The 15,178-nt window shown below is 71.0% G+C and carries 12 protein-coding genes; 8 read left to right on the forward strand and 4 right to left on the reverse strand.

Annotation, left to right across the window (positions count from 1 at the left end; genetic code table 11):
- Positions 1-7 precede the first annotated feature (7 nt).
- The 4 genes from ACT541_RS12470 to ACT541_RS12485 are packed head-to-tail and all read right to left on the reverse strand — an operon-like array spanning position 8 to position 7,321.
- Positions 8-1,165, reverse strand: coding sequence for an acyl-CoA dehydrogenase family protein (locus ACT541_RS12470; RefSeq protein ID WP_476137308.1), 1,158 nt, complete (start codon positions 1,163-1,165; stop codon positions 8-10).
- A 12-nt stretch (positions 1,166-1,177) separates the two neighbouring features.
- A complete protein-coding gene (locus ACT541_RS12475; RefSeq protein ID WP_476137309.1) occupies positions 1,178-2,374 on the reverse strand; it encodes an acyl-CoA dehydrogenase family protein in 1,197 nt (398 codons plus the stop codon).
- The gene (locus ACT541_RS12480) at positions 2,374-3,564 is read right to left on the reverse strand and encodes an acetyl-CoA C-acyltransferase (protein WP_476137311.1); all 1,191 of its coding nucleotides are present in this window, start codon (positions 3,562-3,564) and stop codon (positions 2,374-2,376) included. The genes ACT541_RS12475 and ACT541_RS12480 overlap by 1 nt, the downstream gene beginning before the upstream one ends.
- A gap of 10 nt (positions 3,565-3,574) precedes the next feature.
- Entirely contained in the window at positions 3,575-7,321 is a 3,747-nt protein-coding gene (locus ACT541_RS12485; protein WP_476137313.1) for an AMP-binding protein, read from the reverse strand.
- A gap of 366 nt (positions 7,322-7,687) precedes the next feature.
- On the opposite strand from ACT541_RS12485, the gene ACT541_RS12490 reads away from it, so the two are divergent.
- From ACT541_RS12490 to ACT541_RS12525, 8 genes are all read left to right on the forward strand, one after another.
- Complete coding sequence (locus ACT541_RS12490) at positions 7,688-8,866, forward strand: ABC transporter substrate-binding protein (protein ID WP_476137315.1); 1,179 nt, start codon at positions 7,688-7,690, stop codon at positions 8,864-8,866.
- Positions 8,867-8,930: 64 nt separating this feature from the next.
- Complete coding sequence (locus tag ACT541_RS12495) at positions 8,931-9,803, forward strand: branched-chain amino acid ABC transporter permease (RefSeq protein ID WP_476137316.1); 873 nt, start codon at positions 8,931-8,933, stop codon at positions 9,801-9,803.
- Positions 9,804-9,813: 10 nt separating this feature from the next.
- Complete coding sequence (locus tag ACT541_RS12500; protein WP_476137317.1) at positions 9,814-10,809, forward strand: branched-chain amino acid ABC transporter permease; 996 nt, start codon at positions 9,814-9,816, stop codon at positions 10,807-10,809.
- Positions 10,796-11,503, forward strand: coding sequence for an ABC transporter ATP-binding protein (locus ACT541_RS12505; RefSeq protein ID WP_476137319.1), 708 nt, complete (start codon positions 10,796-10,798; stop codon positions 11,501-11,503). Before ACT541_RS12500 ends, ACT541_RS12505 begins: the two co-directional genes overlap by 14 nt.
- Positions 11,503-12,225, forward strand: a complete 723-nt coding sequence (locus tag ACT541_RS12510; protein WP_476137321.1) for an ABC transporter ATP-binding protein — start codon at positions 11,503-11,505, stop codon at positions 12,223-12,225. The genes ACT541_RS12505 and ACT541_RS12510 overlap by 1 nt, the downstream gene beginning before the upstream one ends.
- A 26-nt stretch (positions 12,226-12,251) precedes the next feature.
- Positions 12,252-13,040, forward strand: a complete 789-nt coding sequence (locus tag ACT541_RS12515; RefSeq protein ID WP_476137323.1) for an enoyl-CoA hydratase-related protein — start codon at positions 12,252-12,254, stop codon at positions 13,038-13,040.
- A gap of 49 nt (positions 13,041-13,089) precedes the next feature.
- On the forward strand, positions 13,090-13,896 hold the full coding sequence (locus tag ACT541_RS12520) for an IclR family transcriptional regulator (RefSeq protein WP_476137325.1): 807 nt from the start codon (positions 13,090-13,092) through the stop codon (positions 13,894-13,896).
- Between the two features lie 37 nt (positions 13,897-13,933).
- A complete protein-coding gene (locus ACT541_RS12525) occupies positions 13,934-15,091 on the forward strand; it encodes a CaiB/BaiF CoA transferase family protein (RefSeq protein WP_476137327.1) in 1,158 nt (385 codons plus the stop codon).
- Positions 15,092-15,178: the final 87 nt, after the last annotated feature.

Here is a 15,178-nt window from a genome sequence, read left to right on the forward strand (position 1 = left end):
CGTTTCGTCAGCTCGCCCTGACGAGCCCGCCGGCGAGCGCCACGCGCTTGAGGTGATGGGCGGTGTCGCCGAAGGCGATCTCGATCATCGCCAGACGGCGGAAGTGGTGGGCGCCGAGATACTCCATCGTCATGCCGATGCCGCCGTGCAGCTGCACCGCGGTCTGGCCGACGAAGCGGGCCGACCTGTTGATCTGCACCTTGGCGGCGGAGATCGCCGAACGGCGTTCCTCGGCGTCCTCGGCGTCGACCATCATCGCGGCATAGAGCGCCATCGAGCGGGCCTGTTCGAGGGCGACGAACATGTCGACCGCCTTGTGCTGCAGGCTCTGGAACGAACCGATCGCCACGCCGAACTGCTTGCGGGTGCGCAGGTATTCGACGGTGAGGTCGGTCAGCGCCTCCATCGAGCCGATCGCCTCGGCGGCGATGGCGGCGATCGCCGCCTCGTGCGCCCGTTCGACGAGGTCGAAGCCGCCGCCGACCGGGCCGAGCACGGCGTCGGCCGGCACTTCGACGCCGTCGAGCGAGACGTCGGCGGTGCGGCCGCCGTCCTGCGCGGCACGCGCCACCACCCGCAGGCCGGCGAGGTCGGCCGGCACCAGGAACAATGTGATGCCGTCCGGATCGCGCCGGCTGCCCGAGGTGCGGGCGCTCACGATCAGCAGATCGGCGCTGCCGCCGTGCTCGACGACGGTCTTGCGGCCGTCGAGGCGCCAGCCGCCCGAGGCGGTCTTCGTCGCGGTCGTGGCGACGTCGAAGAGATCGTAGCGCGCCTGTGCCTCGCCATGGGCGAGGATCGGGCGCGAGGTGCCGGCGATCACCGCCGGCAGGATCGCCGCGCGCTGCGCCGCGTTCGCGCCGCGGCGCAGGACGTCGCCGGCGACGACGATCGAAGCCAGGAAGGGTTCGGGCGCGAGGCGGCGGCCAAAGGCCTCCATCACCAGACCGACCTCCAGCGGCCCGCCGCCGAAGCCGCCGTCGGCCTCGGCGAAGGGGAGGCCCAGCACGCCGAGGTCGGCCAGTTCGGCCCAGTGCGCAGCCGAGAAGCCGGCCGGCTCGGCGCGCGCCGCGATCGTCGCCTCGAGGGTCGGACAGGCGTCGGCGGCCCAGCGCTCGATGGTGTCCTTCAGGAGGGTCTGTTCTTCGGTCAGATCGAAATCCATGGGTTCCGCTCCTCAGAGGCCGAGGATCGCCTTGGCGATCACGTTGTGCTGGATTTCGTTCGATCCGCCGTAGATCGAGACCTTCCGGGTGTTGAGATAGACCGGCGCCGCGGTGTCGGCCCAGGCGAAGGGCGCGTCGAGATCGTTGACGCCGACGTCGATCGGCGCGCCGGCCATCGCGGCGGGGCCGGCGAGCTCGAGCAGCAGCTCGGTCGTCGCCTGTTGCAGTTCCGAGCCGCGCAGCTTGAGGATCGAGGAGGCCGGATCGGGCTTGGAGGGATCGCGCGTCGCCTGGGCGGCGACCACCCGCATCTGGGTGATCTCGAGCGCCTTCAGCTCGATCTCCACCGCGGCGAGGCGCGAACGGAAGTCGAGATCGTCCCACATGGTGCCGTCGCCGGCGGGGACCTGCGGCGCCAACCGCTTGATGCGCAGGATGCGCTCCTTCGACATGCCGATGCGGGCGATGCCGGTGCGCTCGTTGGCGAGCAGGAACTTGGCGTAGTCCCAGCCCTTGTTCTCCTCGCCGACGAGGTTCTCGACCGGCACCTCGACGCCGTCGAGGAAGACCTCGTTGACCTCGTGGCGGCCGTCGATGGTGATGATCGGCCGCACGGTGATGCCGGGCGACTTCATGTCGATCAGCAGGAAGGAGATGCCGGCCTGCTTCTTCGCGGTCGGATCGGTGCGGGCGAGGCAGAACATCCAGTCGGCGTACTGGCCGAGCGTCGTCCAGGTCTTCTGACCGTCGACGACCCAGACGTCGCCCTTGCGCACGGCGCGGGTCTTCAGCGAGGCGAGGTCGGAGCCCGCACCCGGCTCGGAGAAGCCCTGGCACCACCAGTCGTCGAGATTGGCGATGCGCGGCAGGAAGCGCTTCTTCTGGTCTTCGCTGCCGAACTGGGCGATGACCGGGCCGACCATGAAGCAGTTGAACTGCAAGGGCAGCGGCACCGCCGCCTGCATCAGTTCCTCCATGAAGATGTAGCGCTGGACCGCGGTCCAGTCCTTTCCGCCCCAGGCTACCGGCCAGTGCGGCACCGCCCAGCCTCTGGCATTGAGGATGCGCTGGGAGGTGACGTAGTCGGCGCGGTCGAGCTTGCGGCCTTCCGACACCTTGGCACGGATCTCGGCGGGGATCTCGGTCAGGAAGAAGGAGCGGACTTCCTCGCGGAAGGCGATCTCCTCGGGCGTGAAGCGCAGGTCCATCAGTTCGCTCCCGGATGAATTTCGAAGAGGCCGGCCGCACCCATGCCGCCGGCGATGCACATGGTGACGACCGCGAAACGCACACCGCGCCGCCGTCCCTCGATCAGGGCGTGTCCGACGAGGCGCGCCCCGCTCATGCCGAAGGGATGGCCGATCGAGATGGCGCCGCCGTCGACGTTGACGATCGCCGGATCGAGCCCGAGGCGGTCGATGCAATGGAGGGACTGCGAGGCGAAGGCCTCGTTGAGCTCCCACAGGCCGATGTCGGAGACCTTCAACCTCTGCCGTTCGAGCAGGCGCGGCACGGCGAAGACCGGGCCGATGCCCATCTCGTCGGGCTCGCAGCCCGCCGTGGCATAGCCGCGGAAGATGCCGAGCGGCTCGAGCCCGCGGCGCGCGGCTTCGTCGCCCGCCATCAGCACGCAGGCGGAGGCGCCGTCGGAGAGCTGGCTGGCGTTGCCGGCGGTGACGAATTCGCCGTCGCCGCGCACCGGCTTCAGCGCCGCCAGTCCTTCGTAGGTGGTGTCGGGGCGATTGCCCTCGTCGCGGGCGAGCGTCACGGTGCGCCGCGTCGTCTCGCCGGTCGCCTTGTCGATGACCGCCTGTTCGACGGTGATCGGCACGATCTCGGCGTCGAAACGGCCGGCGGCTTGCGCGGCGGCCGTGCGCTTCTGGCTCTCCAGCGAGAAGCGGTCCTGCGCCTCGCGGGTGACGCCGTAGCGGGCCGCGACGATGTCGGCGGTCTCGATCATCGAGGTGTAGACGGTGGGCATTTCCGCCGTGAGCCGGGGGTCGCGATAGAGTTCGCGATCGACCGGCTGGGTCAGCGTGATGGATTCGAGCCCTCCGGCCACCGCGACCGGCACGCCGTCGCGGGCGATGCGGCCGGCGGCGGCGGCGACCGCCTCGAGGCCGGAGGCGCAGAAGCGCGAGACCATGGCGGCGCTCGCGGTGACGGGGATCCCGGCGCGCAGGGCGGCGTGGCGAGCGACGTTGCCGCCGGTCGCGCCTTCCGGATAGCCGCAGCCGAGGATCACCTCCTCGACCTCGCCGCCCTCGAGGCGGGCGCGATCGAGGCTCGCACGGACGACGTGGGCGCCCATGGCGGCGCCACGGGTCAGGTTGAGCGCGCCGCGTCCCGCCCTGGCGATGGCGGTGCGCGCGGTCGAAACGACGACGACGTCGACCATGGTCTTCTCCTCAGAGGGCTTCGGTGCCGGCGGCGGCAGGGGCTGCCCTGGCCGCCTCTTCGGCGATCATTTCGCGCGCCAGGAGCTTGCCGGTGGCGCTCTTCGGGAGCGCCTCGCGGATCTCGAGGTCGCGCGGCATCTCGTGGCGGCCGAGCCGGTCGGCGAGGAAGGCATTGAGTTCGTCGAGCGTCGGTGCGGGCGCGCCGCGACGGAGCTTGACGAAGGCCTTGGCCGACTGGCCGCGATAGGGATCGGCGACGCCGATGACGATCACCTCCTCGACGGAGGGGTGTTCGTGGATCGCGTTCTCGATCGCCGCCGGATAGACGTTGAAGCCGGACGAGATGATCATGTTCTTGCGCCGGTCGACGATCTCGAAGAGACCGCGCGCGTCCATCGATCCGATGTCGCCGGTGAGGAACCAGCCGTCGCGGAAGGCCGCCGCGGTGCCCGCCGGGTCGCCGAGATAGCCGGCGAAGACGTTGGGACCGCGGATGGCGATCTCGCCGACCTCGCCGGGTTCGACCGCGCGCGAGGGATCGTCGAGGCCGACGATGCGCATCGCGAGCCCCGGCAGCGGAATGCCGATCAGCCCGGGCCGACGCGGCACGGAGGCCGGCACGCGCGAGCCCGCCGGCGCCGTCTCGGTCATGCCCCAGCCGTTGTTGAGGCGGGTGCCGACGAGCTTCTCGATCCGCGCCTGGACGTCGAAGGGCAGCGGCGCGCCGCCCGAGACGCAGGACTTGAGCGAGGAGAAGTCGACCGTCTCGACGCCGGCGCGCGCCAGCAGCGACACCCACATGGTGGGCACGCCGGAGAACTGCGTCGCGCGGCCGGTCTCGATGTCGGCGACCAGCGTCTCGACGTCGAAGCGCTGGCGCAGGAGGAGCGTGTTGCCGTCGCGCAGGTGGCGCAGCAGAACGGTCGTCAGAGCGTAGATGTGGAAGAGCGGCAGCACCGCCACCACCCTCTCCTCGCCCGGCACCAACGGCTTCTCGCCGTCCTGCCACAGGCGGTACATCGCGACCGCCGCGGTCAGGTTGCCGTGGGTCAACATGGCGGCGCGCGGTGTTCCGGTGGTACCGCCGGTGAACTGCAGCACGGCGATGTCGTCGGCCTTCGGCGGCGGCACCACCAACGGCACGTCGTCGAAGAGGGTCGCGAGATCGGCGATGCCCTCGCCTTCCGGCATCGGCAGCGGCGTCGTCTCGCCCGCGCCCCAGACGGCATCGTCGGCGACGAGGACGCGCGGCACGGCGCCGTCGGCGTGCTGGTCGAGCGCCTGCGGCAGGAGACCGGGGAGATTGGTGGTGACGAGCCACTTCGCGCCGGTGGCATGGAGCTTGTGGGCGACCTCGCGCCGCGCGTCGAGCGGGCTCAGCGCCACGATGCGGGCGCCGAGCCGGGTCACCGCGAAGAAGACGATCGGATGCCACGGCGTATTGGGCAACAGCAGGGCGACGGCGTCACCCGGACCGACGCCGGCGCGGGCAAGGCCGCTCGCCAGCCTCTCGACGCGGGTCGAGAGCTCCCGGTAAGAGAGCGTGCGACCACGGAAGTCGATCGCCGGGCGATCGCCGCCGAGCGCGGCGCCCTTGGCCAGAAGCTCGGGCAGCGTGCCGATCTCGAGCGGCGCGTCCCAGTCGCAGGCGGAGGGGAAGTGGCGACGCCAGAGCGGCACGTCGGGCGCGGCGGGGCCGGCGAACGTCGCGCCCTCGTCGGCGAGGCGGCGCAGCAGCGCGGCGGGGCGCAGGCTCTCGTCGCCGCTCTCGTCGGCCATCTCGTCGAGCGCCGCGACGATGGTCGACAGGCCGACGCGGTCGGCCCAGTGCATCGGGCCGCCGGTCGCGGCCGGCCAGCCGTAGCCGTTGATCCAGACGAGGTCGATGTCGCTCGCGCGGGCGGCGATCCCTTCTTCCAGGATCTTCGCGCCCTCGTTGACCATCGGATAGAAGAGCCGCGCGACGATCTCGCGAGGCGAGAAGGCGCGGCGGGTGATGCCGTGCGCCTCGGAAAGGCCGAGGATCAACGCTTCCACCTCCGGGTCGCGCTCGCCCTTCCGCGCGCCGGCCGGATAGAGGTAGAAGCCGCGCCCGGTCTTCTGGCCGAAGCGGCCCTGTTCGCACAAGGCATCCGCGACGGGCGCCCTGCCGCCGGTCGCCTTGCGGGTGCGCCAGCCGATGTCGAGACCGGCGAGATCGGCCATGGCGAAGGGGCCCATGCGGAAACCGAAGCCGGTGACGGCGTCGTCGATCTCGTGCGGCAGGGCACCCGCCAGCAGCAGCCGCTCGGCGGCGGCGGAGCGCTTGGCCAGAATGCGGTTGCCGACGAAGCCGTGACAGACGCCGACCACCACCGGCAGCTTGGCCAGCCGGCGGCCGAGGTCGAGGGCGGTGGCGATGACGTCGGGCGCGGTCTTCGCCGCCCGCACGATCTCGAGCAGGCGCATCACGTTGGCGGGCGAGAAGAAGTGCAGGCCGATCACGTCGGCCGGCCGCGACGTGAAGCCGGCGATCACGTCGACGTCGAGATAGGAGGTGTTGGTGGCGAGGATGGCGCCGGGCTTGGCGATGCGGTCGAGGGCGCGGAAGATCTCCTCCTTGACGCCGATCTCCTCGAAGGCCGCCTCGACGATCACGTCGGCCTCGGCCGCCGCCTCGAGCCCGATCGCGCCGCTCAGCAGCGCCAGACGCGCCTCGAGCGTCGCCGGATCGAGCGAGCCGCGCTTCACCGAGGTCTCCCAGTTGGCGCGGACGCGGGCGAGGCCGGCGTCGAGCGCCTCCTGCTTCGTCTCGATCACCGTGACGGGGATGCCGGCCTGGGCGAAGCACATGGCGATGCCGCCGCCCATGGTACCGGCGCCGATCACCGCGGCACGGGCGATGGCGCGCGGACGATCGTCCCTGCCGACGCCGGGAACGCGGGCCGCCTCGCGCTCGGCGAAGAAGAGATGACGCGCCGCCTTCGAGCGCGGATCGCGCAGCAGCGCGGTGAAGCGGGCGCGTTCCAGCGCCAGCCCCTCGGCGAAGGGCAGGTCGAGCGCGGCGCGCACGGATTCCACCAGAGCGGCGACGTTCGGCGCGTCGGGCGACTTCGCCAGCGCCTCGCGGGCGGCGGCCTCGAAGGCGGCGCGGTCGTCGGCGTCGGGCGCGCACACGACGGCGGAGAGGCGGCGCGGTTCGCCGCGATCGGCGATCTCGAGCGCCAGGGCGACGGCGGCCTCGATCAGATCACCGTCCGCGACCGCGTCGACGAGACCGAGGGCGGCGGCCTTGCCGGCCTCGACCGGAGCGCCGGAGAGCATGATGGAAAAGGCCTTCGCCGCGCCGATCAGGCGGGGGAGACGCTGCGTGCCGCCGGCTCCGGGCAGCAGACCGAGCTTGATCTCGGGGAGGCCGACGGTCGCGCCGGGTGCGGCGACGCGGGCATGGGCGGCGAGCGCCAGTTCGAAACCACCGCCGAGCGACGCACCGTTCAGCGCCGCGACCACGGGCTTGGCGCAAGCTTCGATGCGGGCGAGCACGTCGGGCAGCGACGGCGGGATCGGCGGCTTGCCGAATTCGGTGATGTCGGCGCCGGCGACGAAGGTGCGGCCGGCGGCGGAGAGCACGATCGCCCGCACTGGGGGATCGGCCTCGGCGGCCGCGATCGCGGCGACGAGATCGCCGCGCAGCCGCGCCGAGAGCGCGTTCACGGGCGGATTGTCGATGACGAGAAGCGCGACGGAGCCGACGTTCCGCCTCGAGACCGTGCTCATGCATCCCCCCTGAATTTTGTTCTGCATAGCGGAATTGCAAACCGCATATTTTCGTTGTCACGATGAAATGCGGGACGCGGATGGGGTTGTCAAGCGGGTTGCGGCGCCATTGGCACCATTCTCGAACAAATCATTCTGCTGTGCGGAATTGCCGACTGCACTTTGTTGACAAGCTTCCGGGGCCGTGGCACTCGATGGGCGACCGTCGCTCGACCGGCGGACAGGAAACGACGCGGGGACCGACCCGCGCGAACTCGGAGAGAGGCGCCGGAACGGGTGCCGCGGACGTCGCCTCGGCTGGGGCGCGCGATCGCGGCGGCAGCGGTTCCGCACCCCCCTTCGCGAGCAAACCTCTGGAGGGAAGAAATGGTCCGCAATGCCCTGGTGTCCGCGGCTCTCGGTCTGGCGCTCGGCGCCGTCGGTGCCACCGCCGGACACGCCCAGTCCGCCACCAAGATCGTCATCGGCGCCCACATGCCGCTGACCGGTTCGCTCGCCCGCTCCGGCCGCGCCTTCGACGAGGGCATGCGCGTGGCGATCGAGGCCTGCAACGCCGCCCAGCCGCGCTGGCGCTTCGAGATCGAGGAGATCGACGACGAATCGACCCCGGCCAAGGCGGTCTCGGCGGTCGAGAAGCTCGCCGCCTCCGGCGCCACGGCGATCATCGGCGGCTACGGCTCGAACATCGTCGGCCCGGCCTCGGACGCCTCCGACAAGCTCGGCAAGACCTACATCACCGCCGGCGCCGTCTCTGACGAGCTGACGGCGCGCGGGCTGAAGACCTTCTTCCGCATCAACAACAACGCCGGCTATCAGCGCGGCATCGCCGGTCTCCTGACCGAGCTGAAGCCGACGGCGGTGTCGATCGTCGCCTCGACCAAGGAGGCCCCGGCGCTGCTCGCCGACGGGCTGGAGAAGGAGCTCTCCGCCAAGGGCATCAAGGTGACCGTCCACAAGTTCGATCCGGCGATCACCGACTTCAAGCCGATCGTCAACAAGATCAAGCTCCAGGACAAGCCGGACGTCATCATGATGTCGGCCTACGAGAACGACTACGTCGGCATCGTCCGCGCCGCCAAGGTGCTGAAGCCGGACATCAAGCTGATCGTCGGCGCCTGGTCGCTGGCGACGCCGAAGATGTACCAGGAATTCCCCGACCTGATGAACAACGTCATCGGCACCTCGTTCCTGCCCTTCCCCGTCGAGGTGAAGAGCGAGGAGGGCCAGCGCTTCGCCGAGGCCTACAAGAAGATGTTCGGCAAGGAGATCGAGTATCTCTCCTCGCTCGCCTATGTCGAGACCATGGCGCTGTGCGAGGCGATCGTGCGCTCCGGCGACGCCGGCACCCTCGCCAAGGGCGGTCTGCCCGACGAGATGCGCAAGACCGACCGGCCGTCGATCCTCGGCCGCATCCAGTTCGACGCCACCGGCGACAACCCGAACTTCGCGCTGTCGATGGGCCAGCATCGCGAGGGCAAGATCGTGCTGGTCTCGCCGAAGGAGGCCGCGACCGGCCCGCTCGCCTATCCGGCCCTGCCCTGGTGAGCCCTCGTCGCGGCGCCCGCCCCGGCGCCGCGTCCCTCCCGTCCCGCAGACCCCTCGAGGCATCATGTTCGAACTCGTTCTGCAGGCCGTCTTCTCGGGCGTGCTCGTCGGCAGCGTCTATGCCCTCGTCGCGCTCGGTCTGGCGGTGACGTTCGGCGCCATGCGCATCATCAACCTCGCCCACGGCGAGCTGGTGCTGCTCGCCGCCTACATGGCCCACGTGGTCGAGAACCGTTTCGGCCAGAACCCGTGGGCGGCGATCCCCCTCGCCCTGGTGGTGGTGGTGTCGTTGAGCTGGGTGGTCTTCAAGGCGATCGACCGGATCCGCGAGCATCGCGAGCTCAATTCGCTGATCCTCACCTTCGCCGTCGGCATCGTGCTGACCAACGCGATCCTGCTGATCTTCGCCTCCGACGTCCGCTCCACCTCCTCGCCGACGCTGCAGGACGCGATCTCCTTCGGCGATCTCTTCGCCATGAAGGGCGAGATCGTCGCCTTCTGCGTCTCGCTGGTGCTGATGGCGGTGTTGTGGTGGTGGTTGAAGAAGAGCTGGTACGGCCGTGCGGTGCGTGCCGTTTCCTCCGATCGCGCGGCGGCGGCGCTGATGGGCATCGATCCCGCCCGTATCGAGACGGTGTCGTTCCTGGTCGCCGGCGCGCTCGCCTCCTTCGCCGGCATCGCGCTCTACACCATGAGCGTGGTCCAGCCGGCGGTCGGTCACGCCTTCACCGTCAAGGCCTTCATCGTCACCGTGCTGGCCGGCGTCGGCTCGATCCCGGGCGTGTTCCTCGGCGCGATCCTGCTCGGCGTCACCGAGGCGCTGACGGTGACGCTGGCGAGCTCCGCCCTGCAGGAACTCGCCGGGATGGTGCTCTTCCTGCTCGTCCTCTTCTTCCTTCCGAACGGCCTGTTCGGTGCCCGCGCCCGGCGCGGCTGAAAGGGGCTCCATGTCCGCGAAACCCGTCTCCTCCGGGCCGACCACGACCGTGCTCCTCGCCGGGGCGGCGCTTCTCGTCGTCGCCGCGGCGCCGATCGTGCTCGGCCTCGGCAACTATGCGCTCGGCCTACTCGTCTCGGCGCTCGTGCTCTCCGGCCTCGCGCTCTCCTGGGCGCTGCTCGGCAATCTCGGCGGCATGGTCTCCTTCGGCCATGCGGCGTTCTTCGGGGTCGGCGCCTACGGCTCGGCCCTGCTCTCCGCCCGGCTCGGCGTGCCGGTGGCACTGGCCGTGCCGCTCGGCGGGCTGATCGCCTCGGCGAGCGCGCTGACCATGCTGCCGACGCTGCGGCTGTCGGGGCCCTATTTCGCGCTGGCGATCCTCGCCTATGCGCAGATCTTCCGGATCCTGGCGACCGAGGCGACGCCGATCACCGGCGGCGCGGCGGGACTCCAGCGCTATCCCACGCTGCCGACGGTCTTGGGCTTCGATCTCTCGACCCGCACCGGCTCCTACCTCGTGGTCCTCGCCGTGCTCGCCGTCTTCGCCGCGGTCTATGTCGCGATCCGGCGCAGCCACGTCGGCACCGCGCTCCGGGCGATCGCCGAGAGCGAGGTCGCCACCCGCGTCGTCGGCGTCGACAGCGTCCGCCTCAAGGCGTGGATGCTGCTCCTCTCCGCCTTCATGGCCGGCGTCTTCGGCGCGCTCAACGCCCATGTGATCGGCTTCCTCGAGCCGGACTACGCCTTCGGCGGCACCTGGAGCGTCATGCCGATCATCGCCGCGATCTTCGGCGGCTATCACACCGTGTTCGGGCCGATCTTCGGCGCCGTGGTGATCTATCTCTTCGACCAGCTGGTGGCGAAGAGCCTCATCCCGGTCGGCCACGAGATCCTGCTCGGTCTCGTCCTCGCCGCCATGGTGCTGATCGCCCCCAACGGCATCGCCGGTCTGGTCGACGGTCTCTTCGGAAAGTTCGCGGGAGGGCGTCGCCATGCTGCGACTTGACGGCGTCTCGGTGCGTTTCGGCGGCCTCGCCGCCCTGACGGACGTCTCCTTCGACGTGGCGGAGGGCGAGATCCTCGGTCTCGTCGGCCCCAACGGCGCGGGCAAGACCACGCTCTTCAACACCATCTCCGGCCTCGTCCGGCCGCGCGGCCGCATCCGCTTCGACGGACGCGACATCACGGCGACGGCGCTGCACCAGCGCGCCCGGGTCGGCATCGGCCGCACCTTCCAGATCCCGCAGCCGATGCAGCGGCTGACGGTGCGGGAGAACCTCGAGGTGGCGCAGGTCTTCGGTGCCGGCCGGCACGATCCGGCGCGGATCGACGAGATCCTGACGGTGATGGAACTCGCCCACAAGGCCGACGCCGACGCGGCGACGTCGCTGGCGTTGCAGGAGCTGAAGCGGCTGGAGATCGCCAAGGCGCTCGCCATCCGCCCGCGCGTGCTGCTGCTCGACGAGGTGCTGGCCGGGCTGGAGAGCCGGGCCAAACATCTCTTCATGCTGAAGCTGCGCGAGCTGCACGCGCTCTACGGTCTGACCATCGTCATCGTCGAGCACGACATCGAGACGATCTCGAACCTCTGCTCGCGCGCCGTGGTGCTCGACTTCGGCCGCCTGATCGCCGACGGCACCCCGGACGAGGTCTTCCGCAACCCGGACGTCGTGAAGAGCTACACCGGAGGAGCCCACTGATGCTCGAGACCCGCAACCTCGGTGCCGGCTACGGGGCGATCACCGTCCTCTGGGACCTGACCATCGGCTTCCGCGAAGGGGCGCTGACCGCCATCGTCGGCCCCAACGGCGCCGGCAAGACGACGCTGCTGCGCGCCCTGACCGGTCTCGTCCCCCACCGCGGCGAGATCCTGCTCGACGGTCGGCCGCTGCGGGGCAAGACCTGGGACCTCGCCGCCGACGGTCTCGTCATGGTGCCGGAGGGGCGACTGATCTTCCGCGACATGACGGTGGAGGAGAACCTCTGCCTCGGCGCCTTCCCCAAGCGCTGCCGGCCGCACCTCGCGAGCAATCTCGAGCGCATGTACGAGCTCTTCCCGCGCCTGAAGGAGCGGCGTCATCAGGCGGCCGGGTCGCTGTCGGGCGGCGAGGCGCAGATGGTGGCGATGGGCCGCGGCCTGATGGCCGAGCCGCGCATCCTGCTTATCGACGAGCCGTCGCTCGGTCTCGCGCCGGTGATGGTCAAGGAGGTGTTCTCGATCATCGCCCGGCTGAAGCAGGAGGGCACCACCATCGTGCTGATCGAGCAGAACACCAACGTGGCGCTGTCGGTCGCCGACGACGTCCACCTGATGCGCGCCGGCGGCGTCGCCTTCTCGAGCCCGGCGGCGGAGGTCGACCTCGACCGCCTGCACGATCTCTACTTCGCCCGCGACGGCAAGCCGTCCGCGGCGACGCCCTGACCGCCCGACCGGAGGAGCAGCCGCCCATGTCGCCGACGATCCTGGTCGAAACCCCGCGCCCCGGCGTGCGGCTCGTCACCATCGCCCGCCCCGAGCGGAAGAACGCGCTCGACCGCGCCACCTATCGCGCCCTCGGCGACGCCCTCGACGCGGCGGCGGCCGACGACGACGTCCGCGTCGTGGTCGTCACCGGTGCCGACGGCGACTTCACCAGCGGCAACGATCTCGCCGACTTCCGCGACACCGCCGAGACCGGCCAGCCCAGCCCCGGCCTGACCTTCCTCGGCCGGCTCGTCGCCTTCCCCAAGCCGGCGATCGCGGCGATCGAAGGCGTCACGGTCGGGATCGGCACCACCATGCTGCTACACTTCGACCTCGCCTATGCCGGCGCCGGGGCGACGTTCCGTCTGCCCTTCGTGCCGCTCGGGCTCTGTCCGGAAGGCGGGTCGAGCCTGCTCCTCGCCCGCGCCGCCGGATCGAAGCGGGCGCGCGCGCTGCTGATGTTCGGCGACACCTTCGACGCGGACGCCGCGCGCGAGGCCGGTCTCGTCAACGCCGTCGTGCCGCGCGGCGAGGCACTCTCGACGGCACTCGAACGGGCCGAAGCCCTCGCCCGCCTGTCGCCGGCGGCCCTCGCCGCCACCAAGCGGCTGATGGGGGCGGCGAGCGCCGACGAGGTGCGGGCGACGATGATGCGGGAGGCCGAGGTCTTCCATGCGCTGAGGCGCGGTCCCGAGGCGCAGGCGGCCTTCGCCGCCTTCTTCCGACGGCGCGGCGCGAACGACGCGGCGGCGACGACCGCGTCGCCTTCGTGAGCCCGGCGTGGCACAAGACCAGAGCGACCACCGAAACGAGAGGCCGGACATGGCGGAACACCTCACCGATGCGGCGGACCCGGACGACCCGTCCAGGGAAGACCGCCATTTCGTCACCGCGCTGGCGCGGGGGCTCGACGTGCTCTCGGCCTTCCGACCCGGCGAGACCTGGCTCGCCAACCACGAGATCGCCGAACGCTGCCGGCTGCCGCGCTCGACGGTGACGCGGCTCACCTACACGCTGACCAAACTCGGCTATCTCCACTTCGTCGAGGACGTCGGCAAGTACCGGCTCGGCAGCCGGCTGATGGCGCTCGGCACGGTGGCGCTCGGCGGGCTCAGCGTGCGCCAGATCGCCCGGCCGGCGATGCGCGATCTCGCCAATCTCTCCAATGCCTCGGTCGGCCTCGGCGTGCGCGACAATCTGTCGATGCGCTACGTCGAGATCGCCCGCGGTCCGGCGGCGATCGCCCTCAACATCGACGTCGGCTCGCGCCTGTCGATGACGCGCAGCTCGATGGGCCGCGCCTTCATCGCCGCGCTGACGCCGGCCGAGCGCGAGCGCCTCTGCCACGAGCTGAAGATGCTCGACCCCCTCGCCTGGCCGAAGACCGAGGCCGCCCTCGCCCGTGCGCTCGAGGACCACGAGCGGCTCGGCTGCAGTTCGTCCTTCGGCGACTGGCAGGAGAACGTCAGCGCCATCGCGCTCGGCTTCCGGCCGGGCGGCGGCCTGCCGCCGATGGTCATCAACTGCGGCGCGCCGACGGTGATCGCCTCGCCCGAATTCCTCCTGAACGAGGTCCGCCCCCGCCTCCGCGAGGTCGTCGCCGGCCTCGACGGGGTGATGGGCGCCTGACCCCGACCCGAGCCAGAGCCGAAGCCGGAGCCTGCCGATGACCGCATCCACCGACCTCGACCTGCCGCTCGCCGGCGTACGCGTGCTCGATCTCTCGCGCATTCTCGCCGGCCCCTGGTGTGCCCAGGTGCTGGGCGATCTCGGCGCCGACGTGATCAAGGTCGAGCACCCCGGCCGCGGCGACGACACCCGCGACTGGGGCCTGCGCACCGGCGGCACGACGACCTCCTACTTCGACGCGGTCAACCGCAACAAGCGTTCGATCGGCATCGATCTCGGCACGCCCGAGGGGCTGGCGCAGGTCCGGGCGCTCGCCCGCGAGGCCGACGTCGTGGTGCAGAACTTCAAGACCGGCGGCGCCGAGCGGCTCGGTCTCGGCTACGACGACTTCGCGCGGGAGAATCCGCGGCTGGTCTACTGCTCGATCGCCGGCTACGGCCCCGGCCCCGAGGCCGAGCGGCCGGGCTACGATCTGCTGGTGCAGGGCGAGGCCGGGCTGATGGCGCTGAACGGCGAGGCCGAGCGGCCGCCGCTGAAGTTCGGCGTCGCCGCCGTCGATCTCTTCACCGGCCAATATGCGGCGCAGGCGGTGCTGGCCGCCCTCTTCCGCCGCGAGCGGACGGGACGCGGCGGCAAGGTCGATCTGGCGCTCTACGACTGCGGCGTGGCGCTGACCTCCTACTACGGGCTCGAGGCGCTGGTGCAGGGCAAGGACCCGGCGCGCTACGGCAATGCCCATCCCTCGATCGTGCCCTACGGCGTCTTCGAGGCGGCCGACGGCCCGGTCCTCGTGACGGTCGGCAACAACGCCCAGTACGAGCGCTTCTGTTCGGTCGTCATCGGCCGGCCGGATCTGGCGAAGGATCCGCGCTTCGCCACCAACATCGACCGCGCCCGCAATCGCGCCGCGCTGCTGCCCGAGCTCGAGCGGGAACTCCGCCGCCGCAGCCGTGCCGAACTGCTCGCCGCACTCGGCGAGGCCGGCATCCCGGCGGGCGAGGTGCTCGGCCTCCACCGGTCGCTGACCTCGGAGCGCACCCGGACCGCCGGCATGGTCGAAGACCGCGGCACGGACGGCGGCGCCTCGCGCTGGGTTCTCGCCCCGCCCTACCGGGTCGACGGCCGTCGCGTGCCGGTCCGCCTGACGCCGCCGGAGCTCGGCGCGGCGGCGTCCTCGGCACATTGGCGCGAGTGACGCCTCGGTTTTCCCCACCGTCGCCGGACGACCCGTTCGCCTGCTGAACGGCGCGCGACGAGAGGCGTCTCGGTCGAGTGTCGACCT

Source organism: Pinisolibacter sp. DMC100 (assembly GCF_056313705.1).